Genomic DNA, 20,802 nt, shown 5'->3' with positions numbered 1-20,802 from the left:
TCCAGCGCCCGGCCCCGATGTCACACCCCACCCGGGAGATCACGAGCTACGAAAGTCTTGAATGAGCCTTTGACTGGGCAGATTCCGGCGGCGAGCATCGCTAACCTCAGGGATCGCAATGACAGCCGTGTATCTCATGCGGTGGAGACGGGGGAACTATGGACGTTGCGGTAGGCGCGGAAGGCCCAGACGGGGAGAACCAACTCCGTTCGCTTCGGGACTGGTTAGCTGATTCTCAGGAGTTACGGGGGCGGGTCGAAGGGGTGGAGCGGCCACCGGAGACCGGCACGCTGGGGCCGGTGCTTGACGCGCTGTCGGTCGCACTCGGCCCGGCTGGTGCAGTGAGCGCGTTCGCCACCGGTCTCATCGCCTGGCTGCGCACCCGCCGTGGAGATGTCCACATCAAGGTGACGCTCCCGGACCGCAGTTCGCTGGAGCTGGCCGCGAAGCGAGTATCCGGTCTCGACGCCAATGCTCTGCAGCAGCAAGTGGCCGAAGTCACTAACCTGTTGAGTCGACAACAAGAGGGCGCGGGCGAGCCCGAGCCCGAGCGTCGTGAGCTGCCGTGACGGACCTGTCAGGTGTGGGAGTACGGGTCCTGCTGATCGCGACCGCCACGCACGAAGGCCCCCTGCTGACATCGGTACCCGCGGTCGCCACCTCCTGCCAGGATCTGCGCACGGCCTTGATCGAACGCTGCGGAGTGCGGCCCGACCGCCTGCGCACGCTACTCGACCCGGCCGACGCGCAGACCATGGCGCGGGCCGTCACCGAGGAGGCGCAGCGAGCGGACACCGTGCTGCTGGTCTACTTCATCGGGCACGGTCTGCTCGGCCCGGGCGGAGAGCTGTACCTGGCAGCCACCGGCACCGACCGCCTCACCCCCGGGATGGCCGAGCACCAGGCGCTGTCGTTCTCCTCCCTGCGGCAGGCGCTGGAGGCGAGCCGGGCGTCGTCCGTAGTCGTCGTACTCGACTGCTGCTTCTCCGGACGGGCTTCTTTGAACGGCAGCCCGTCCCTGCCCGCGTTCACGATGACGCCCGCGCACGGCATGTACCTCATGGGGTCCGCGGAACAGCTGGCCCTCGCGCCTCCTGGCGCCGCACACACCGCGTTCACCGGCGCGCTCATCGAGCTGCTGACGCACGGCGACCCGCGCGGGCTCCAGCAGCTGACCCTGGACGCCGTGTTCGACGGGGTTTTCCGGGCGATGAGTGACCGACAGGGGCCGCTGCCCCGGCGCCAGGCAGGGGACCGCTCGGGACAGCTCGTCATCGCACCGAACCCGGCAGTGCCTGCGCAGCCGGGGCCTCCAGAGGACTTGGAGCCCGCGCCCGGCCGCTGCCCGTATCTGGGCCTGGACGCCTTCGGGGTGGACGACGCCGACGTGTACTTCGGGCGCGACGGCATGACGGAGCGGGTGTTCGCCGCACTGACGGAGGTGGCCGGGGCGGATGAGCCGGGCCCGCTGGTTCTGGTGGGCCCGTCCGGTTCAGGAAAGACCTCCCTGCTCAACGCCGGTCTCACGGCCGGCCTGCACGAGCGAGGATTGCTCGGCACCGCCTCCTGGCTCCCCCTGCGGCTCACCCCCGGCAGGAGCCCGCTCCGGCGCCTGGCAGCGCAGTTCGACACCGGCCCCGAGGCCGTCGATCGGATGTGGGAGGACCCCGACCACGCGGCCGAGCTGGCCGAACGGCTGCTGACCGACCGGCCGGAGCAGCGGCTGATCGTCCTCGTCGACCAGCTGGAGGAACTGTTCACGCTGTGCCCGGACACCTCGGAGCGCACCGCGTTCCTACGGTCGGTGACTGCCCTGGCCCGGCTCTCGGGAGGGGACCGGCCGCGGGCGCTGGTGGTGCTCGCGCTCCGGGCGGACTTCTACGGCCAGGCGGCCGCGCACCCCGAACTGCTCGCCGCTCTGCGCGACAATCAGCTGTTGGTCGAGCCGATGACCCCCGACGAACTCCACGCCGCCGTCGACGGACCGGCCGCCGCCGCAGGGCTGGTCCTCGACGAGGGCCTCGCCGACGTGATCCTGCACGAGTTCGGCGCAACGACCGACCGGCAACCGGCCGCGGGGGCGCTGCCACTGCTGTCCCATGTCCTGTGGGCGACCTGGCTGCGCCGCGCCGGATCACGGCTCACCGTCGCCCAATACCGTGCCGCCGGCGGCATTGCGGAGGCGATCAAGACCACCGCCGACGACACGTACGACGGACTCGACCGGCAGGGCCGGGAAGCCGTACGTCTCATGCTGCCCCGGCTGGTACGCGTAGGAGAGGACTCCGCCGACACGGCCCAGCCCGTGGACCGCTCCGCGCTCCTGCACGGCCTGCCCGACCTGCCAGCCGCACAGCAGGCCATCGACCGGTTCACCAGGGCCCGCCTGCTCACGCTCGACCACGACTCCGCCCGCATCAGCCATGAAGCACTGCTGCGCGCCTGGCCCCGGCTGACGGAGTGGGTCGACGCGGACCGGGACTGGCTGCGCGCCCGCCAGCAACTCGCCGCCGACGCCCGGGCATGGGAGCGGGCCGGGCGGGAGTCCTCGTTGCTGTACCGGGGGAGCAGGCTGGCCGCCGTACGGGAACGCGCCGCGTCGTCACCGGCGAGCGCGGTCGAGCCCGAGTCCGTGCTCGCCGAGTTCGTGGACGCCTCTTGGCGGCAGGAGCGCCGAGGTGTGCGCCGGGCCCGGATCGCCGTGGCGTTCCTCATGGCACTGGTCATGCTCGCCACATCCGGGCTGATCGGTTCCGTGATCTTCCAGCAGCGGGCCGAGCGGGCGGGCGAACGCGACCTGGCCCGGTACCTCGCCGCCGAGGCCGAGGAACTCCGCGACCAGCAGCCCGGTCTGGCAAAGCAGCTGAGCCTGGTCTCGTACCGGACGAACAAGGACGCGGGGCGCGGCGCGCTGCTCAACAGCCGGCGCACTCCTGGTGTGATAGACGCCGAGGAGCCGGCCCAGGACCTCGCCTACAGCGGTGACGGCCACATCCTCGCGATCTCCGTCGGTAACGCGATCGAGCTGCGCTTCCCGGGCGGCTCCGCACGGGTCGAAGCAGGCGTGATCGGCCCGGTCACGATCAGCCGGGACGGCCGGACACTCGCTGCGATCACCTACGACGAGCTTCGGCCGAAAACGGCGTCGGTGCGGCTGTGGGACATATCGGATCCCGACCAGCCAAAGCAGACCGCCGCGCCGCAGCTGGACGACACCGTCCACGCGCTCGCCCTGAGTACGGACGGCAAGACCCTGTACGGGGGCCTGACGACCGGTGAGATCCGCGTCTGGGACATCGGCGACCGGGCGGCGCCGAAGCCCCTTCCCACCCTCAGCGGCCATTCCGCGCGGATCGACTCCCTGGCCGTGTCGCCCAAGCGTGATCTGCTCGCCAGCATGAGCACGGACGGCCGGATTCAGCTCTGGAGGGCGGCCGACTCCGGACGCCCCGAGCGCGTCGCCGTGATCGAGGGGGCGAAGTACGACCGCAGCATTCTCGTGAACCCCAGGCCGCTGCACCGGGTGGCCTTCAACCCCGACGGACAGATGCTCGCGGCTCCGGTCGCCGTGAAGAACGGGGACGAGCTCGGGCTGTGGCAGTTGGACGCGCCCGACACGCCCCGAAGGGTGGAAAAGAAGAAGGACGACTCGACGAGCGACATATCCAGCCCCTGCTACGAGGGCCTGAATTCCATCGCGTTCAGCCCGATCCGCGAGTACGTCGTCGGGGTCTGCGCCGGCACCTGGCAGGTGTCGATCTACCAGAAGGACCTCCTTCCCGGCGCGATTCTGTCCGGGGCGTCGGGCAGCAGCGGGGGAGGCTCCGACGAGGTGGGGATGGTTCTGTTCGACCCCGCCAACCCCCGCAGACTGTTGCAGGCCACCGACCACGGCGTGCACGTCTTCTACCTCAACAACTCAGCCCAGCCGGGTGCCGAGGCATTCCTTCCGGCGACGCCCGGAACCGGAGGCCAGTTCGACTACCGGATGGCGGGTAAGAAGCCACTGATCGCCCTTCAAGGAGTGGGCGTGAACTACCTGTGGGACGTGACGGAGATGCCGGGCTCGGCCACACTCCTCACCACGACCCGCTCCCCCGACATGTTCACCGGAGCGGACATCGCCCTCAGCCCGGACGGACGCCTCCTCGCCGACGTCGAGGTGTACGAGGGCGGTGAGGCCGACAAGGACGGCAAGAAGCAGAAGAGCGTCGGTCTGCGACTGCGCAGCACCTCGGCGCCCTCGAAATCCGCACCGCTGGCCACCATCGACGAGTTGGACAACGGTGTGGCGGCGATCGCCTTCAGCCCCACCGAGCCCGTCCTGGCCGTGTCCGACATGAACGGCGGGAGAGACGGCAACCACAAGACACCGGTCGTACGGATCTACGACATCGCGAACCCCGAGCGTCCGCGGCAGATCGCCCGGATCGATGCGGCGACCACGATGCTCGACTTCTCCCCGGACGGCAAGTCACTCCTCCTCACCGATAGCCCCTTCACCGACCCGCACGGCACCCGGCCCCAGCCCGCGGACGAGTTGGAGAGCTGGGACCTCACGGACCCCGCACATCCCGAGAAGCAGTGGGCGCGCCCGGTCGAGGCCGCAATCAGCTCGGTAAACATCGCGTTCCGGCCGGACGGGAAGCTGCTCGCCGTCTACGACAGCGGCGGCACACTGAGGCTGTGGCGCGTCGAGGAGCACCGGCTCACCGAGGAGCTCTACCGCGCCTCCGTGAGCATCTACGGCAGCCCGATCGCCTTCAGCCCCGACGGAACCCACCTCGCCTTGATCGCGAAGAAGGCCGTGCTTGCCGACGACCGCCCCGAGATCTGGGATCTGACCGATCCGCAGAATCCCAGACGGAACTCCTACCTGCCAGGCTCATCGAGGGCCGCCGATTTCTACGCGCTCCAGTTCACCCCGGACGGCGAGTTCCTCGCCATCGTCAGGGCATCCGCAGGCGTAGAGCTATGGGACACCAACCCGGAACGGGTCATCGTCGACATCTGCGAATCGGCCGGCGATCCCATCACCCGGCAGGAATGGAACCACTACTTGCCCGACAAACCGTACGAGCCGCCGTGCCGTCCGTCCTAGCAGGGGAAATGCCCTTCAGGGGAAGTACGGACATACATGCTCAACCGTGTGTGCGAATCCGGAAGCCGGGGCCGTCGAGTGCTTCGGCGACCCCGGTCATCAGGACCGGTTCTGGTCCCGCATCATGTGGGCGATTTGGTCACGGGCGGCCGAGGGCCCGCCCCTGCATGTGAAACGCTCAGCCGACGTCAGCTGCACGACCCGTACGGTGCCGTGCCGCCGCGGGTGGTCGGCAGGGCGCGGACATTCGACGGTGCGGCCAAGGCTTCGCGCAGCCGCTCGATCTCCATCCGCTGGGCGGCGATCTGTGACAGCGCCAGCTGCCGGAAGGCAGTGAGGTCGTCGATCTGCGCGTCGCGGGCAACGAGGCGCTCCTTGAGCCCGGAGACCTGCTCTTTGAGGCGTTCGATCTGCGCGGCCCGCGGGTCCGGGACGACTCCCCTCTCCCGGAGCTCGGCCAGCCGGTGTTCAAACTCCTCCGCCAGGTGCTGGTACGGCCCGGGCCGTGGCGAGCCGTCGCGGTTCTTCTTGGGGTAGAAGCCGGTGCGGGCGACCCCGGCTTGGTCCGCGAGGGCCTTGATGTCGCACTTGCTGCCCTCGGGAACCTCGCCGGCCAGGAGCCGGTTCATGACCTGGCGAATCGCTGCCTCGTTCTTCCGGCGGGTCTCGTCGCTGATGCGGGCCACGTCATGCCCCCGTTCCGGCGGTCGCGTCAATCTCGGCCAGCACCCGTTCGTCGCGGGAGAGTTCTGCAGTTAGTCGGGCCTTCTCCGTCTGCTGTGCCCGCCCGATGGTGGCGATGAAGACCTTCTTGCTCTCCGCGCTGGCTGCCCATACCGGGCGGTGCCCGGCATGGTGGGTGGCCTGCGGGCACCGCGCCGAATCGCACATGCCGATCAAGGGCTCCGTCGCCCCACGGGTATGGGTCCCCGCGAGCCTGAGGCACAGCGCCTTGGACGGATCGAGGAACCAGCAGTAGTTCGCCGGCCCCAGATGGAGAGCCTTTGCCCGCTTGGCGAGCAGGTTCGTCACCTCCTGGTCGCTGCGTTTGATGTTCGGCGCCCCGGACGAATCCAACTGTTCGTCGACGAACGCGAAGAAGTCCAGGAGGTCGCTGGCGCCGGGCCCCGCCGGCCGGATACCGTTCTGGTAGTCGTGGAAGGCATCGAGGACGACGCGCATCTTGTGCTCTCGCTCCTCCTGGCCGAACTCGGCCATCAGCACCGACTGGGCCCCACCGGGGCGGTCGGCATAACCCTCCGTGGTGACCACGGAAATGTGCTTGAGATGGATCTTGGCGGCAAGCAGACCACCGGGCCGGTGCGCCATTTCCGCTGCGAGGGTGCGCCGCAGCATCCGCAGGCTCACCGGCACCTCGGGGATCGGCGCCAGCCCAAGCCGACGGCCGTCCGGGCCATTGACCCAGGTCACGAACCATTCGTACGGGGTGAAGAAGGAGAGCGCCTTGAACAGGTGGCTTGTGCTCTTCACCGGGTCGGCGAGCGCGGCGGCCACGCCGGCGGTGTCGTACGCTTGCTTGACGGTCACCCACTGATCGTGTTCACCACCCAGCTTCCGGCCCTTGATGACCTTGCCTTTCAAGCGGTAGCGCAGGCGGCCCTCCCCGAGTTGTTCGGGAGGCAGCCGGCAGTCGTGGGTCAGCTCGGCCAGTTCACTCTTACGCATGCCCGTCAGGGCGGCGAGCGCGATGAGGCAGGCTGTGCGGGCCCGGGAGAGCTGCAGTCGGGCCTCGGTGGTGTTCATCGGAGGGGTCCAGGGGACACTGCCCCGTCCGTCCGCGCGTTCTACCAGGGCGGCCGTCCGTCCCCAGCGTTTGGCGAGGCCGACTTCTCTTACGGCCTCCTCGAGGCGGCCGCGCAGGATGGGCAGCCACGTGTAGTGGAAGGCGTGCCGTCCGGTCTCGTGGGCCAGGGAGATCAGGTTGACCCGCAGCAGCGGATCGTCCAGAGCCCAGCCGTCCGCCAGTCGCTCGGCTACGACGTGGTCCAGGGCGACATCGAACGGATCGCCCTCCTGTATGTGGCGGTCGATGGCCTGCGCAACCTCTACCTTCCAGCTCGGACGCTTGCTGTTGCGGCCCGGTCGGTTCGGAATCATCTCCTGCAACTGCTGCTGGAGTTCAATGACGTGCGGCGCCAGGACCTCCACCACGTACAGAGCCGCCGCCACGAGGGGTTGGAAGACGTCGTTGCTCAACGGAGGCGTCTTGTTGCCCGTCCGCCGGACCATTCCGGCGACGGAGTACGCCGTGCGTCGCCCCCACGGGCGGAAGGTTGGCACGTAGCCGTCGGCTGAGAACAGTTCGGTGTAGTAGCCCAGTTCCTGGATGACCGCCACGACGTCCATGCGGTAGCCGGGGCTGCTGTCGCGGATGACGACGCCGTGCTTGTCCCGTACCTTCTTGCGAAGTTCCAGGTAGGCGGCGCAGTGCTGCTGGGTGACCTCCCCAAGGTTGTCCACGCCCTGTTCGGTGAGCCAGTTCAGCCAGCCGGTCAGCACGGTCAGCCGCCCGTGCACCGTGGCTATCAGCACCGGCGTTCGGTAGGCGCTGGCAAGTTCCCGCACAGCGTGGTGGTCCGGCGCGAGCCGAGCGAGGATGAACTCCTTTGCGAGTTCCCTCCACTGGGGATTGAGAATCCCGGCGAAAGCCAAGATCCGGGCGTGCCGGGCAAGGTACCGGGGCAGTCCGATGACACCGGTGAAGTCCCAGATGTTGTCGTCGAAGTGAGGATGCGGGCCCGCGCCGTGGACCGGCAGACCGGCCGCAGCGCACACGTCTTCACCTCGAAAGACCGAGCGCCGAAACGTAGCCGAGAGGGCCGTGGGGTGGCGCGGAGCGGTCATACGGTGTGCTCCTCGGGCCGCAAGGGAAGCTCAATGTCCGAGTCGGTGACCTCGGCAGCAGCGGCGCGCAGCGCGTGCTCGGAGAAGTACCGGTCGGGGGTCAGGATCTCGTCGAGACGGTGGGCGTACGGGCCGAAGACGGGGATGAACTCGGCGGTGGTCATCTGCTGCCACTGGCGGGAGAAGAACGCCCGGAGTCTCAGCAGGTTCGGCAGATGGCGGGGGGCGAACAAGGCCAGCGGGCACAGCAGGCACACCCACGGGCGTGCCGGGCAGGGCTTGCCCTTCGGCCCGTGCAGCCCTGACAACTGGTCTCCACATGCCGCGGTGAATACGTCGCGTTCCCCGGACAGCAACTGCGCCAAGGCATCGTCGTCCAAGCCGAGCCGCTTCATGTGCTCGGGATAGTTCTCCACCAGCTCGGCCATTTCGGCGGTGGCCAGCACCAAGGGCGGCAGCGCCCGGCGCACAAGGTCCTCCTGGGCCTGAGCGATGATGTCTTCCACTGCCGTGCGCTGAGCCGGCGTCGTGTTCGTCAGGTAGTGATCCCCCTCGACGGCGGGGGACCGGTTCGGATCCAACGTGGACCGGCGGCTCCCGCGCCAGTGCGACCGGTCTTGCAGCGCGTCGTGCGTAGTGCGGATGCGGTGCAGGTGAAGGGCCAGGGGGAGACCGTTGTCGCCGGTCATCTGCACGGGGCGCCCGTCCTTGTCGACGGCCTGCCGCCGCTCGACCCAGGTGCATATGGACAGGCGCGTGGGCGGCTTGGCCAGCCATCGCTCTCCCGCCTGTGTGCCGCTCGGCGTGAAACGCACCCAGAGCTCGGGGCGCAGTTCCTCGGGCGCGAAGCGGCGGGCCACCGCGGAGTGATCGAGCCACTGTTCCAGCAGGCGAGTGGCCTGACGTGATAGAGCAAGGCTCTCCGCCGCGGTTCGGCCCTTGACGTAGCTGAGGAGGATCTTCTCGTCACCCGCCCACTCGACGTCGTCGAGTCCCAGGTCCGCGATCCCGTCCGGCACGATCCCGGTGTAGGCGCCGAATAGCAGCCGATAGGCGATCATCACGTCCAGGGTCGGGATCAGCGGATCCAGCACCGCGCGCAGACCGACCCCGTATCTCTGCCGGAAGGGGAAGGAGCCGTGGTCTGCCATCTCGTTGACGAGAGGATCGGGCCCGTTGTGAAGCACCAGCCAGTGATGAGCGGCGCGCTCGCGGAGCGAAGCACCTGGCCCGCCAGCTGACGAAGCCTGTTCACGGGCCTCGCAGAACGCGCGGAAGGCGCCATCGACCTCGTCCCGGCAGGTACGGATGAGCCGGGCCCATTCGGCCTCGCTGTACGGCTGGTGCGAGCCGTACCTCTCGCCCGTGTTGAACAGACGGCCGTCGACGAACGCGCGCACGTCCGGCGCCAGAATCTGATCCTGGTCGTCGGCGCAACGCAGCATCGCTCGCAGTGCACTCTCCTGGGAGGATCGCACCCCTTGCCGCCAGTACCGGGCGAGGAGCGCGCGCGTCAGGTCGGGTACCTCGCCGGTGAATCCGAACTCGGCCAGCCAGTCGGTGAAGCCGCGGACGGCCGTGAGGTAGAGGTCGATGCCTCCCGGGCTGTCGACCTGGCCATGCGGATGGACAAGATCCGTGGCGCCTTCCAGCAGGGTGCGTGCCAGCCCCGGAAGCTCCACTGGTCGTCGCACGCGCAGGCGGCGGCGGTACTCTGACCCGTCGCTGAAGATGCACTCCACGCCCAGCGGGTCGAGCGTGACGGTGGCCGGCATCAGACCACCGCCAGTTCGTCGTCGAACTCGGTCTCGAGCTCCAGCTCGGCTTCCGCGTCCAGGAGGCCGTACTCCTTGCCGACCCGCCGGTACAAGGAAGTGAACAGGCGGAGCACGTCCAGGCGGTGGAGGTACGCTTCCGTGGTCAGTGAACTGGTATGTCCGAGCAGATCACGCAGAATCAGCAGCGGCTCTTGGGTCCGCAGGTAGTGCGCCAGGGCGGCATCGTCGTCGGTGTCGCGGACCTGTCGAGCAGCCTGCTCGTACCAGCCGCGCATCAGCCGTGCCATGGTCGCCATGGCCATGGTGTGACGTAGCCGGTGCGGGTTGACGTGCGGGAAGCGCGGCTCGTAACGCTCGCGGATGCGGTCTGCGGTCCTGGCGAAGACCGTGGACCATCCGGTGAACGGGCATCCCTGGCCCCACACCGACAGCAGCATCGAACCGCCGTCCGGGGCGACCAGACGCCGTCGCTCGTCAGGGCCGAGCGAACTCCATTGCACACGGACCCCGTTGACGCGTCCTCCCCGCTGGTCGGCGTCCGTCACGAACAGCGGCTCCCCCCCCAGCGGGCCGGTGGACGCCACGTCGATCCGAACGTCGCCGCTGCCCGGTCGAGAGCGATGTAGGAGTGCAGCTCGGCCAGCGAGTCGTAATCGATCCATGACTCGCGGTACTTGCTTCCCTTGGTGACTCCGGAAGGGACCGGGAACGATACCGGTACCGCAGTCCTTCGCGAGGGAAGCAGAGGCACTTCGCAGACCAGCAGGTATGTGTACTCCTGGCTGCGTAGCCCGCTGGAGACGATCATCCGGCCGACCGCCGAGTTCCGGGCCAACTCCCGCCCTCGGTAACGCAGATCCCGTTCCCCGTCGGGGCTCAGGCCCGCCAACCCCTTCAGGAACATGTCCGTGAAGTCGTCGTCGAGATACTTGATCGTCACATGAGGCTTGGCCTGGCGCCGCCGTGACTGGTTGACCCGTCCGCGACGGACTTGCCCCTTGAAGGCCCAGACCGCCTGCCGGTACGTGAACGGCTCGGAGTCTGCGTACTCCTCATCCTTCGCCCACTTGTAGAAGCCCGCCAGAATCCCCACGTTCTGGTTCCACGTGGACGCCTCGAAGCGATGCTTGATGGGGCCCTGGGCTCGATAGACGGAGTACGCGCTCAACGCTGCCTTCAGGCGACGCCGCGTGTCGAACAGGGCGACCCCGTGCCCGGATATGAACTCCAACCACTCACGCACCGTACGCACGTAGTAGGGCCACGAATTTGGCGATGGGCATCCATTCGCTGGCAGCTCGCAGGCCCAGCAGTTGATCACGGTGGTGGGACGGACGCCGTTGCTGTCTTCGAAGAGGAGGTCGTCGTCGAACAGCAACGGCATCCCCTCCGGGATCGCCGGACTGAACGCAAGTCCCCAGGACTCCCAGCCTGCTGATGAGTACGTCGATTGGTGCATGGCCGATGAGTATCAATGCAACCCACCTGAGTGCAACAAACAAACGAGCAGGTCAGAGAGGGTATCAGGCAGTAAGCAACACTGTCGCTAAGCGGGAACAAGGAGGTAGTACGCCCAGTACGTGTTCATGACGGCCAGGCCGAAGCTGAGCGTGGACAGGGCCGCGATCACCGTGCGGATCGTGGGCTGCCCGGCCACGTAGCGCAGGCCCTCACCGATGTCCCGTGCGAGGCTGCGGCGGCCCTCGGATGGCGCGGCGGCCGGCTCGGGGGTGCGGATGCGCCACACGAGCAGGGCGGAGACGAGGTAGGACAGGACGTCGGCGAGGACGGAGCGGGCGGCGCCGACGGCACCGACCAGCGCGGCGCCCGCGTTGCTGCCCGCGCTGTCGGCCACCGACGAGGCCGCGCCGAGCCTCGAGTTCGCGCGCTGCAACAGGTGAGGTTCGACGAGGACGGGCAGGTAGCTGATGGCGGCCGCGTCGTGCACGATCTTGGTGATGCCCAACACGACGGCGACCGCGTACAGCTGGCCGATGCCGAGCACCCCGGCGAAGGCGGCGGCCGGGATGGTCGCCAGGCCCGCGGCTGCGGTGAGGTCCGCGGCGATCATCTGAGGGCGCTTGGCACACCGGTCCGAGAGCGCGCCGGCCGGGAGCGCCACGACGGCGTTCGGCAGTTGGCCGAGGAAGGCGAGCGCGGCGATCTGGGTGGTGGAGGCGTGGAGTTCCAGTACGGCCAGGGTGGGAAGGGCGACGGTGCTGACCGCGGATCCGGACAGGCTCGCGCACTCGCCGGCGACCAGGCGGCGCAGATCCGGGGAGGTGGCCTTCGCGGCCTTCGCCGCCTGGGTGGAGGTCGTCACCCGGCCTCACCGCCCGGCAGTTCAGGGGCGCTCACGTTGGCGTAGAGCCGGCCGGTGGCGAAGTGCGTGAGGACCGCCCGGGTGAAGGGTTGGCAGCCTGGCGGCGGAGCGGCCGGGCCGACCCACACCAACTCGGTGCGCGTGTGCCCGGGGGAGTGCCGGGACGTCGACGGGTTCCGGACGGCCAGGACCCGGCCGTCGCCAGGACGCTGGAGCAGGACCATGACGTTCCCGATGCTCCGGTGTACGGCGCTCACGGCCGGTCCTCCTTCATGAGCCGGTCCAGGGTCCGGCGGCCCCGGGCGGTGACTTCGGCGTCGCCGTTGTCCGGGCCCCAGGCCAGGCAGTTGACCGCGTCCAGCGCGCTCAGACAGCGCAGCGCGTGCCGTTCGGCGTCGGACAGCTCCCGCCCGTAGGAGTGGAGGAACGCCTGCTCTCGGTCCGGACGGTCGGCCCACTGGGTGGTGGCGAGGATGACGAGGTCCTGGACGCGGGCAGCCGGCCGGGTGCGTTCGAAGTCGATGAGGGCGAGCCCGCGCGTGGACCACAGCCAGTTCCTCGGGTTGGGTTGTCGCCGTGGATGTAGCCGACGGGTACCGGGCCGACGCGGCGAAGGCGTGCGGCGTGGTCCCGGATCAGCTGCTGCTCGTCCTGCTTGAGCCGGTCCCCGGCGCGAGCCAGGTACTTCTCTGCTCCGTCAGCGGCGGCGGGCAAGGAGGCATCGGCCTCCACCCGGTCGCCGTGGTCGAGTGGCCCGGTCTCGTGCAGCCGGGCGCAGAGCGCTCCGGCCTGTTGGTGCACGGTCCGCCACTGGGCGGCGTCCCAGCCGAGTTCTTTCGCCGGGGCGCCGGGGACCGCGGTGAGCAGCAGGGCCAGGTCCTGGGCGCGGCTGTCGATGAGGTGGGGCGCCCGGGTGTGGCCGAGGGCGGGCACGATGTGGCGGTAGCCCGGCTCTCCCGGGTGAAGAACTTCACCGAGGGCGAGACCTTCAGGTAGTGGTGCACCCCGCCCTCGCCCTCCAGGTCCCACACCCGGGAGCGGTCCCAGTCGTGCGAGGCGTCGCGGACGGACATGACGGGGCCGATCCGTTGTTCCGCCCAGCGCTTCAGTGCCGCGGGCAGCGGCTTCGTCCCGCTCATCCGGCAGACCTCGCGCTCGGGCGCGGAATGGCGGAGCGGCAGGGCCCACCGCCATCAGGTTCGGTGAGATCGGGGAACACGGTTCCTCCCGGGGGTGTCGGTCGAGTTGGTCGGCGCAGTACCGGATCGGCCGACCAGGTCGGCGGGTCGGCCGACCCCGGCCGTCGCCGGACGGCCGGGGTCGGTTCAGGACCGCGGGCGGGGCTCAGGTCGGATCGGGCGTCCCGCCGGTGCGCTGCTCCAGTTCCCACAGCGTCCGGAAGAGCCCGGGTTCGTGGGTGAGCTGCGCGTACGTCCCTTCCTGAACCAGACGGCCCTGGTCCAGGACGACGATCCGGTCGGCCACGGCAACGTTGGCGAGGCGATGCGTGATCAGAAGGATGGCCCGGTCCTTGGCCAGGTCCCGCAGGCCGGTGAAGACATGGTGCTCAGCCCGGGCGTCCAGCGCGGCCGTGGGCTCATCCATCACCAGCAGCTCGGCTTTCCGGTGGAATGCCCTGGTCAGGATGACGCGTTGCCACTGCCCGCCGGACAGCTGGTGGCCGCCGAACCATTCGCTGGTCAGGAGGGTGTCGAGACCGGAACGAAGGGCGGGCAGCATGTCCGCGGCTCCGGATGCCTCGCAGGCCGCCATGAGCGCGGCGTCGCTGGTGTCGCCCTGCCCCAGGGTGACGTTGTCGCGCAGCGTCAGCGGAAGGTAGGTGAACCGCTGCGGTGCGACCGCTACGTGCTTCCATGCCTCCCACGGTTCCAGCCGCGCGGTGGTCTGGTGGTCCCAGGCCACTTCCCCGGAGGTCGGGAGCAGCAGTCCGCAGATCAGCCGGGACAGCGTCGTCTTCCCCGACCCGTTCTCCCCGACCAGCGCCACGATTTCCCCGCGCCGTACCTTCAGCGACACCCCGGCCAGGCTGTCCTTGTCCGCGCCGTCGTACCGGTAGGTGACGTCGCGGACCTCGAACCGCTCCGGCGGCGCCGGCAGCACCTCGGAGCCACGCGAGGCCACCATCGCCTGCCCGTGCGCGTTGTCGATGAAGTTCTGCCAGTCCTGCACGTACCAGCCGGTGCGCACCAGTCGGGCTCCGCCGTTGATGATGCCCCGCACCGAGCCGGTCGCCGTCTGCAGGGCGAAGACCGCGCCGCCGCCGGCCGCCAGGTCCATCCGGCCGGAGACCAGCAGCCACAGCAGGGTCGCCCAGACCGCCGCCGAGGCGACTCCGCCGGCCGCCGCACCGGCCAGGCCCATCCAGGCCCCGGTGTTCGCGGCCTCGCGCTCGGAGACGTTGACGGAGGCGGCCAGGCGCCGGTAACGGCCGAGGAGAAACGGGCCGGCCAGGCAGGCCCGCATCTCCTCGCTGGACTCCATATAGGACATATGCCAGCGCAGCTTGTGCAACATCCGCCGGCGCCCTGACGTCTCCAGGGCCGCGAGATACACCACGCGCGCCGCGCGCACGTACGCGGCGGCCTGCGGCAGGCACGCCAGGAGAAGCAGAGGCAACAGAACCGGATGGATCACGGTGAGGGCCGTCGCGCCGGCGGCGAGGGTCGCCGTGGCGGCCAGCACGTTCTGGGCTTCCTCCACGAGGTCGGGAGTGACCTGCGCACCGCGATCGGCGATGTCGTACTGGTCGTTGTACCCCGGCTTGTTGTTCGCCGCGGCCTCCGCGCCGAGAGCAGCCTCGACCATGCTCACCTCCGCGGCACGGGCGAGCACCGGCCGCAGCCGCCCGGTCAGCCAGGTCACCGTGACCCCCAGCAAGGCGCGCAGACCGGCGGCCCCGGCGATGACGGCCAGCTGCGGAGCCGCCTCCCGCAGCCGGTCGGTGATGTCGCCGGAGGAGATCAGCGCGGTGAGAGTGCCGGTGACGGCGAACAGGCCCAGTGCGGCCAGCACACCGGTGCCGATCTGACACGCGAGCAGTCCGGCCGTCGCGCCCCGGTCCACCTGCCACGCCATCCGCAGCGACCGGCGCACCAGCACGGGCAGGCGCCGCGCCATCGTGGTCGTCGTCATCTGCGCGCCAGCCTGGAGCCGGGATTCATCCCGGTACTGGAACTCCTCCTCCTGCGCCGTGCTCGTGCCCTCCGGCTCGGAGGGCGCTTCCGCCACCGGGTCCGTATCGGTCTGTCCAGGCGAGTGGGCCGAGGTCAACGTGGTCCCCCTTGGTCGTCGGTCGGCTGGGTCATGAGGCTTAACGACCCGGACGGGATATCGAACACATGTGTTTCAGCCGCTCCCGGAACCCCGAGATGGAGCGGCGGGTGGCACGGCGACGAAGCGCGGCTCCAGTCCGCACAACAGATCTGCCGGCCGCGGCGGTTGGCCGAAACGCCGACCACGGAGCCTGAGGTCCGGCAAGAAGTTCGCCGACCCCGCAGGGCTCGAGCCCGAACGCTCGCACGCCCACCACCGGTGCCTATTCGCCGCGGCGCAACAGCACCACGACGGTGGCGTCGTCGCGGTAGCCCTTCTCGTTCGCGGTAGCGGCCGCGACCAGCGCGTCCGCCAGCGCCTGCGGGTCCTCGGCGTGCGTCGTACACAGCTCGCGCCAGGTCGCTTGATCCACCTGGTCGGAGACGCCGTCCGAGCACAGCAGCACCAGACAGACTTCCTCGGGGAGTTGGGCTTCGCGGCACGTCGCCGCGGACGCCTGGGCGAGTCCGAGCCTCGCCCAGGCGTCGTGGTGGTCGACAATGGGCGCCAACACATCTCCGTGTACGCGGAGGAACTCCCCTCCGTCTGGTCGGTGCTGAAGAGGGTGAGTTCGCGGCCGTTCCAGCCGTAGGCCCGGCAGTCTCCGATCCAGAGAATGCCGACGCGGCCGGGTTCGATACGGGCGTAGACGGCGGAGACGTGCGGCGGGTGGTCGTAGGCGTGAGCCATCTGTCCGGCGGTGATGAGTCCGGCCAGGCCGCCGAGCTTCGCGCCGATGTGGGTGATGACGGCAGGGACGATTCCGGCGTACCGGACGGTGTCCGGGTGGTGTCCGGCACCGTCAACGACGGCGGCGGTGACGCGGTCGCCGGTGCGCTGGACATCATGCCCATCCGCGCACGGCGCTTCCGTCCCCGGTCGCTGGGCTGTACCGATGATCACGGACTGGTTCATGCGTCTCCTCGAATTGATGCGTGTAGCGCGGCAGGACTGACCTGCAGACGGGAGTGACAGGGGGCAGAGACCACCCGACCCAGCGCCCGCAACGGCACTGCCGACAGGACGGGTTGGCGGGTTCGCCGAGGTTCCGGGGTGCCGTACGCCAGAGAGCGCGTTGGTGCGTGCGGGGCCCGGCGGACTTGTAGAGTGCGGAGCTTCTGGTACGCCACGACCGTTGTGGAGCTGACTGTGCACGTGCTTGGTGGCCGCCTTCGAGCGGCTGGTCTCGGGGGAATCCCTTCTCGGGCCGAGCGGAGGGCGGTGACCTGTGACGATCACTGACTCCGACATCGCGGGGGTGCTCCACGCCTACCTCGAGCGCCACCCTCATGAGGCCGGACAACTGGCCGAACCGCTGCGGCTTCTGGGCGAAGGCCGGGGGTTCGCCTCGCGGCGGACGTTCCCGATGCACATCACCGCCGGCGCGCTGCTGGTCCGGGACGGCACCGAGGTCCTCCTGATCGAGCACCTCGCGTACGGGATCACCTTGCAGCCGGGCGGGCATCTTGAACCGACCGATACGACGCTGGTCGGCGCTGCCATGCGGGAGCTGTCCGAGGAGACCGGCATCGACCCCGATCAGATCGTCACCGTCTCGACGCACCCCGCCTATATCGAGTTCGGACAGGTGCCGGCCAGGCCCGCGAAGGACGAGCCCGACCACTATCACCTGGACATCGGCTACGCCTTCGTCGCAGCCGGTGCCGAGGTCGGTCGTATCCAGGAGTCCGAGGTGACCGGGGCCGCCTGGTACCCGCTGGATGTGGCGGAGCGCCTCGTCGGCCCTCGAATCGCCCGGGCGGTCACCACCTCGGCCGGAAGCAGATGATCCCTGTCGCCGCGGGAGCTCCCGCGGCGACAGGCTGACGGGCAGGGAACATGCCGTCGTAGCGGGCACCGAGGCGAGTGCGTTCGGGGTCATACCGCTTCCAGGAGCTCGGCGACGATCACGAGCCAGGTCGTGATCGTGAAGTTGTCCGGTTCGGTTTGGACGGTGGCCTCGGCGAGGATCGCCATCTTCTGCTCGTAGGAGAGGGCTCCTTCGGGGTGGGCGAAGACGGGGATGGACAGCCAGGCCGCCCGCTCCGCGATGGTGGTGCGCTGACCGGTGACCTCCGCGGCGACAACGTGCAGTCCGGCATCGGCCAGCATCCCGGTGACCACGGAGAGCGGGAGCTTCGCGGGGACGGCGGCCGTTGGCGGGACGACGCCGTAGTCCCGGGCGGCGATCTGCTCGATCAAGCCGCTGAGCGAAGGTCCGGGCGGCGGGATCTGCGCGTCGGGGTGGGTGACGCCGGCGAAGGCGCCGCCGATGTTGAAGACGAACCGGCCACCGGGTCGCAGGACGCGGCGCACCGCGGCGACCACGGCGGAGACGTCGGTCTTCCACAGCGCCGAGTTGCACACGACGGCATCGACGCTGCGTGCCGGGACATGGTCGGCCAGCTCTTCGGCGGAAGCATTGACCCACGTCAGCCGGGGGTCACTCAGGAGGCTGCGGCCGATGCGTTGCATGGCGGCGGAGCTGTCGAGGGAGATGACGGTGGCGTCCGGCGAGGCCAGGGCGAGGATCGCCTCGGCGGTCGTGCCGGTGCCGCCGCACAGGTCGACGATCCCGCGGCTGTAGGCGAGACCGGCCCGCGCGGCCAGGTCCCGGCTGGAGGCGCTGTACATCGGGTGGGCGCGGGCGAAGGCGGCGTAAGCCTCGGCGGTGGCGTCGTCGTCCCAGCCGGTGACGGCGTCGTACTCCAACGGGTTCACCTCGTTCTCGTAATCGGGTACCGCTCGTGGTGGGCGTGAAGGGGGCCTGAATCCGCTCGGGCCGGGACCGGTGGCGCTGTCCTGGAGCCTCGTCAAGCCCGGCCGGGGCGCGCGGGCTCAGTCGAAGGACGGCTTGGCGTTGCGGCTGCGCTTGAGCTCGAAGAAGCCGTCGGTGCCCGCGACCATCACCAACCCGTCCCAGAGCCGTCCGGCGGCTTCGCCGCGGGGGGCCGGGGTGATGACGGGGCCGAACAGGGTGGTGCCGGCGATTCGCAGGACGGGCGTTCCGACGTCGAGCCCGACGTCGTCGAACGCCTCGTGGTGCGAGTCCTTGATGAACTGGTCGAACTCCGTGCTGGTGGCCGCCGCGGCCAGCGAGGCGGGCAGACCGGTTTCCGCCAGGGCTTCGGTGATCACGGTGGGGTCCTCGCGGCGCCGCTGGTTGTGCAGCCGGGTGCCGATGGCCGTGTACAGCGGGCCCAGCACGGGGCTGCCGGCGTGCTCGGCGGCGGCGCAGACGCGCACCGGACCCCAGGCCGTGCTCATCAGCTTCCGGTACTCCTCGCTGAGGCCCTTGCCGCTCCGCTGGTCGAGGTTGAGGTAGGCGAGCGACATGATCCGCCAGTCGGCGTGCACCGGCCGGACCTGCTCGACCTCCAGCAGCCAGCGCGAGGTGATCCAGGCCCAGGGGCACAGCGGATCGAACCAGAAGGGGACCTGGACCTCGTCGCCGAGGGTCTCGTGCGTGATCGTCATGATGCGTACCGTCCGATCTGTGAGGGGCAGTGCATGGCTCGCCGTCCGGCGGGTGGGCTAGATGTCGAACAGCCCTCCCTGGACAGGGATGTTGCTCTTGGCGGTGCGCCCAGCGACCTTCGCCAGGGCGGCGAGGTCCGCGAGTTGCCCGGTGTCGTCCCCGGCGCCCAACAGACGGAGGAACACCTGGGCGGTGACGTCGACGTCGGCGTAGGCCCGGTGGCGGGCGGCCGGCTGCGCGATGGCGAAGTGCGCGAGCAGGGTGTCGAGCTTGTAGTTCACTAGGCCAGGGACCAGGTACTTGGCCAGGAGGATGGTGTCGAGGAAGTCGGTGCGGGACAGGGTCGGGCAGTGCTCGCGGGCGTTGTGGATGATGTTCGCCTCGGTGGCAGCGTGCTGCGCCACCAGCAGGTACCGGCCGCCCGCGGTGAAGCGCCGGTCCAGGGCGCCCAGGACGTGCCCCACGTCCTGTGCGCCTGCCAGCTTGGCCGCGGTCAAGCCGGTCTGGGCCGTGTCGGCCGGTGTCACCGGGGCGAACGCGGGCGGCCGGATGAGGGAGGTGCTCCGGCCGGCCTCCGTCCACGCGCCGTCCGGGCAGCGCAGGGCGAGCGCGGCGACTTCGATGGGCTGCGCCGGGTAGCCCGTCGGCGTGGTCGTCTCGAAGTCGACGACCACGAACGTCGTCGACCGGAAGTCGGGGTCGTCGGTCAAGCTGCCCATGCGTCCGCCGTTCATGTCGGTTGGGTGGCACTGCCGGCGTGTGCCCTGCCCGTCGAGGAGAGCACGCGCCAGCGCCTGCCCGGGTGGGTTCTCGTCAGTGCCCGATGATCCGGGCCACGGCCGCCGTGGCTGCGGGCAGATCCGGTACGTTCCACCGGCGTTCGCCGGTCCAGGTCTCACTCAGGGACCGGTAGAGGTCGGACATCACCGGCAGGCACTCGCCCGGCAGGGAGGCGGGCGTGGGCCACCGGTGCCGGGGCACGCCTTCGGCGATCAGCCGGTTGACGGGGACTTCGAGGTTGTTGTCGACGTACCAGTTCCGCAGGACCTGCTTGCCGCAGTGCACGCCGTCGAAGAGCAGGCGGCTCTCGTCGGGCGTGCCGGGGCTGTCGGCGAGGACGAGGCCGGCGTCGGCCGCGACCATGAACTCGAACTTGCCGTCGCAGTGCCGCAGGCCCACGGCGCGTGCGTGCTCGGTCAGTACGCGGTTGACCGTGACGGAGGTGTCGAGCAGGGTCCGGAACCGGTCATCGTCCAGGCCGGTGAGACGCTGGGCGTGTGCCGCGTCGATGTACCGGTTGACGTCGTCCACCATGGTCGCGAACTCGACGAACGGCTCCTTCAGCTCCTCCCCGACCGCGGGGAGAGTGCGAAGTCCGGCCTGGGCCGGAGTGAGGGTGCCCGCGGCGAGACGGCGGTGGACGGAGCTGCCCTGGGGGAGTTCTGTGCGGACCAGGACCTGCACGGGGAGCAGGGTGCTGCGGACGCCGGGGGACAGGGGCAGGTCGTCCTGGGCGGGAAAGCGGGCGAGCTCGAACTCGATGCGGTCGGGGGCGATGAACCGGCGGAAGTGGGTCCGCACACCGGCCGCCTCAAGCAACCGGAAGTTGAAGGCGGCCATGCGCGCGGTGGCCTCGCCCTTGCCGGGGATCAGGTCCGGCATCCGTCCGTAGTGGAACACCGTGTAGGCGTCGGTGTACTCGAAGACTCCAAGGCCCGTGCTGGTTTCCGTTGCAGGGGTCGTGATCTGCAGGTTCTTGGTCGAGTGGAGGACGGGCATCATGCTCCTTCGCTGCGACGGCTGGGAGCCGTCACCGGTCGGAATCGGCGGCCCGCGCGGCCATGCCCCGGTCGGTCCAGAACCCCCAGTTCACGGAGAGTGCCGCCCGGCCGCGGCTGCGGCGGCCGCGGGCGATCGCGTCGAG

At 69.7% G+C, this 20,802-nt stretch carries 19 protein-coding genes; 5 read left to right on the top strand and 14 right to left on the bottom strand.

The genetic code is table 11. The features are described 5' to 3' along the window. Positions 1 to 158: 158 nt before the first annotated feature. Positions 159 to 569 (top strand): hypothetical protein, encoded by a 411-nt coding sequence (locus AB0P17_RS37445; protein ID WP_365818460.1) that lies wholly within the window; start codon positions 159 to 161, stop codon positions 567 to 569. Next, the gene (locus AB0P17_RS37440; RefSeq protein ID WP_365818458.1) at positions 566 to 5,101 is read left to right on the top strand and encodes a caspase family protein; all 4,536 of its coding nucleotides are present in this window, start codon (positions 566 to 568) and stop codon (positions 5,099 to 5,101) included. Before AB0P17_RS37445 ends, AB0P17_RS37440 begins: the two co-directional genes overlap by 4 nt. Positions 5,102 to 5,289: 188 nt before the next feature. On the opposite strand, the gene AB0P17_RS37435 is transcribed toward AB0P17_RS37440, so the two are convergent. The 8 genes from AB0P17_RS37435 to AB0P17_RS37400 form a co-directional block, all read right to left on the bottom strand. After that, positions 5,290 to 5,787, bottom strand: a complete 498-nt coding sequence (locus AB0P17_RS37435) for a hypothetical protein (protein ID WP_365818456.1) — start codon at positions 5,785 to 5,787, stop codon at positions 5,290 to 5,292. 1 nt (position 5,788) lies between these two features. Next, complete coding sequence (locus AB0P17_RS37430) at positions 5,789 to 7,966, bottom strand: site-specific integrase (RefSeq protein WP_365818454.1); 2,178 nt, start codon at positions 7,964 to 7,966, stop codon at positions 5,789 to 5,791. Further along, positions 7,963 to 9,741 carry a hypothetical protein gene (locus tag AB0P17_RS37425; protein ID WP_365818452.1) on the bottom strand — a complete coding sequence of 593 codons (1,779 nt, stop codon included), beginning with the start codon at positions 9,739 to 9,741 and terminating at the stop codon, positions 7,963 to 7,965. Before AB0P17_RS37425 ends, AB0P17_RS37430 begins: the two co-directional genes overlap by 4 nt. Then, positions 9,741 to 10,289 (bottom strand): hypothetical protein, encoded by a 549-nt coding sequence (locus tag AB0P17_RS37420; protein WP_365818450.1) that lies wholly within the window; start codon positions 10,287 to 10,289, stop codon positions 9,741 to 9,743. Before AB0P17_RS37420 ends, AB0P17_RS37425 begins: the two co-directional genes overlap by 1 nt. Next, the gene (locus AB0P17_RS37415) at positions 10,286 to 11,122 is read right to left on the bottom strand and encodes a hypothetical protein (protein WP_365818448.1); all 837 of its coding nucleotides are present in this window, start codon (positions 11,120 to 11,122) and stop codon (positions 10,286 to 10,288) included. Before AB0P17_RS37415 ends, AB0P17_RS37420 begins: the two co-directional genes overlap by 4 nt. A gap of 168 nt (positions 11,123 to 11,290) precedes the next feature. Beyond that, a complete protein-coding gene (locus tag AB0P17_RS37410) occupies positions 11,291 to 12,067 on the bottom strand; it encodes an MFS transporter (RefSeq protein ID WP_365818446.1) in 777 nt (258 codons plus the stop codon). Then, complete coding sequence (locus AB0P17_RS37405; protein ID WP_365818444.1) at positions 12,064 to 12,324, bottom strand: hypothetical protein; 261 nt, start codon at positions 12,322 to 12,324, stop codon at positions 12,064 to 12,066. The genes AB0P17_RS37410 and AB0P17_RS37405 overlap by 4 nt, the downstream gene beginning before the upstream one ends. Then, positions 12,321 to 12,590, bottom strand: a complete 270-nt coding sequence (locus AB0P17_RS37400) for a hypothetical protein (protein WP_365818488.1) — start codon at positions 12,588 to 12,590, stop codon at positions 12,321 to 12,323. The genes AB0P17_RS37405 and AB0P17_RS37400 overlap by 4 nt, the downstream gene beginning before the upstream one ends. Positions 12,591 to 12,643: 53 nt before the next feature. On the opposite strand from AB0P17_RS37400, the gene AB0P17_RS37395 reads away from it, so the two are divergent. After that, complete coding sequence (locus AB0P17_RS37395; protein ID WP_365818442.1) at positions 12,644 to 13,063, top strand: hypothetical protein; 420 nt, start codon at positions 12,644 to 12,646, stop codon at positions 13,061 to 13,063. A 348-nt stretch (positions 13,064 to 13,411) separates the two neighbouring features. On the opposite strand, the gene AB0P17_RS37390 is transcribed toward AB0P17_RS37395, so the two are convergent. Both AB0P17_RS37390 and AB0P17_RS37385 read right to left on the bottom strand, forming a co-directional pair. Further along, positions 13,412 to 15,316: an ABC transporter ATP-binding protein gene (locus tag AB0P17_RS37390; protein WP_365818486.1), complete on the bottom strand. Its 1,905-nt coding sequence runs from the start codon at positions 15,314 to 15,316 to the stop codon at positions 13,412 to 13,414. Between the two features lie 307 nt (positions 15,317 to 15,623). Beyond that, positions 15,624 to 15,911 (bottom strand): SpoIIE family protein phosphatase, encoded by a 288-nt coding sequence (locus tag AB0P17_RS37385; RefSeq protein WP_365818440.1) that lies wholly within the window; start codon positions 15,909 to 15,911, stop codon positions 15,624 to 15,626. 170 nt (positions 15,912 to 16,081) lie between these two features. Here AB0P17_RS37385 and AB0P17_RS37380 point away from each other — a divergent pair, with 170 nt between their 5' ends. Both AB0P17_RS37380 and AB0P17_RS37375 read left to right on the top strand, forming a co-directional pair. Continuing rightward, positions 16,082 to 16,372, top strand: a complete 291-nt coding sequence (locus tag AB0P17_RS37380; protein WP_365818438.1) for a hypothetical protein — start codon at positions 16,082 to 16,084, stop codon at positions 16,370 to 16,372. Positions 16,373 to 16,628: 256 nt separating this feature from the next. Continuing rightward, entirely contained in the window at positions 16,629 to 17,189 is a 561-nt protein-coding gene (locus AB0P17_RS37375; protein ID WP_365818436.1) for an NUDIX domain-containing protein, read from the top strand. Positions 17,190 to 17,278: 89 nt separating this feature from the next. Here the strand turns inward: AB0P17_RS37375 and AB0P17_RS37370 are convergent, their stop codons facing one another. From AB0P17_RS37370 to AB0P17_RS37355, 4 genes are all read right to left on the bottom strand, one after another. Continuing rightward, on the bottom strand, positions 17,279 to 18,121 hold the full coding sequence (locus AB0P17_RS37370) for a class I SAM-dependent methyltransferase (RefSeq protein WP_365818434.1): 843 nt from the start codon (positions 18,119 to 18,121) through the stop codon (positions 17,279 to 17,281). Positions 18,122 to 18,238: 117 nt separating this feature from the next. Further along, positions 18,239 to 18,877: a disulfide bond formation protein DsbA gene (locus AB0P17_RS37365; RefSeq protein WP_365818432.1), complete on the bottom strand. Its 639-nt coding sequence runs from the start codon at positions 18,875 to 18,877 to the stop codon at positions 18,239 to 18,241. A gap of 57 nt (positions 18,878 to 18,934) precedes the next feature. Further along, the gene (locus AB0P17_RS37360) at positions 18,935 to 19,597 is read right to left on the bottom strand and encodes a 3'-5' exonuclease (protein ID WP_365818430.1); all 663 of its coding nucleotides are present in this window, start codon (positions 19,595 to 19,597) and stop codon (positions 18,935 to 18,937) included. A gap of 94 nt (positions 19,598 to 19,691) precedes the next feature. Beyond that, entirely contained in the window at positions 19,692 to 20,657 is a 966-nt protein-coding gene (locus AB0P17_RS37355) for a phosphoribosylaminoimidazolesuccinocarboxamide synthase (protein ID WP_365818428.1), read from the bottom strand. Between the last annotated feature and the right edge of the window lie 145 nt (positions 20,658 to 20,802).

Source organism: Streptomyces sp. NPDC088124 (assembly GCF_040685895.1).
Classification (GTDB): Bacteria; Actinomycetota; Actinomycetes; order Streptomycetales; family Streptomycetaceae; genus Streptomyces.
The sequence above is the reverse complement of the archived record's forward strand: the minus strand, read 5'-3'. Positions and strand labels throughout refer to the sequence as shown.

What these genes read in the sequence shown, in the direction of transcription:
- AB0P17_RS37365 (WP_365818432.1), bottom strand. Translation starts at nt 18,877, where the DNA reads ATGACGATCACGCACGAGACCCTCGGCGACGAGGTCCAGGTCCCCTTC.
- AB0P17_RS37445 (WP_365818460.1), top strand. Translation starts at nt 159, where the DNA reads ATGGACGTTGCGGTAGGCGCGGAAGGCCCAGACGGGGAGAACCAACTC.
- AB0P17_RS37355 (WP_365818428.1), bottom strand. Translation starts at nt 20,657, where the DNA reads ATGCCCGTCCTCCACTCGACCAAGAACCTGCAGATCACGACCCCTGCA.
- AB0P17_RS37360 (WP_365818430.1), bottom strand. Translation starts at nt 19,597, where the DNA reads ATGGGCAGCTTGACCGACGACCCCGACTTCCGGTCGACGACGTTCGTG.
- AB0P17_RS37430 (WP_365818454.1), bottom strand. Translation starts at nt 7,966, where the DNA reads ATGACCGCTCCGCGCCACCCCACGGCCCTCTCGGCTACGTTTCGGCGC.
- AB0P17_RS37425 (WP_365818452.1), bottom strand. Translation starts at nt 9,741, where the DNA reads ATGCCGGCCACCGTCACGCTCGACCCGCTGGGCGTGGAGTGCATCTTC.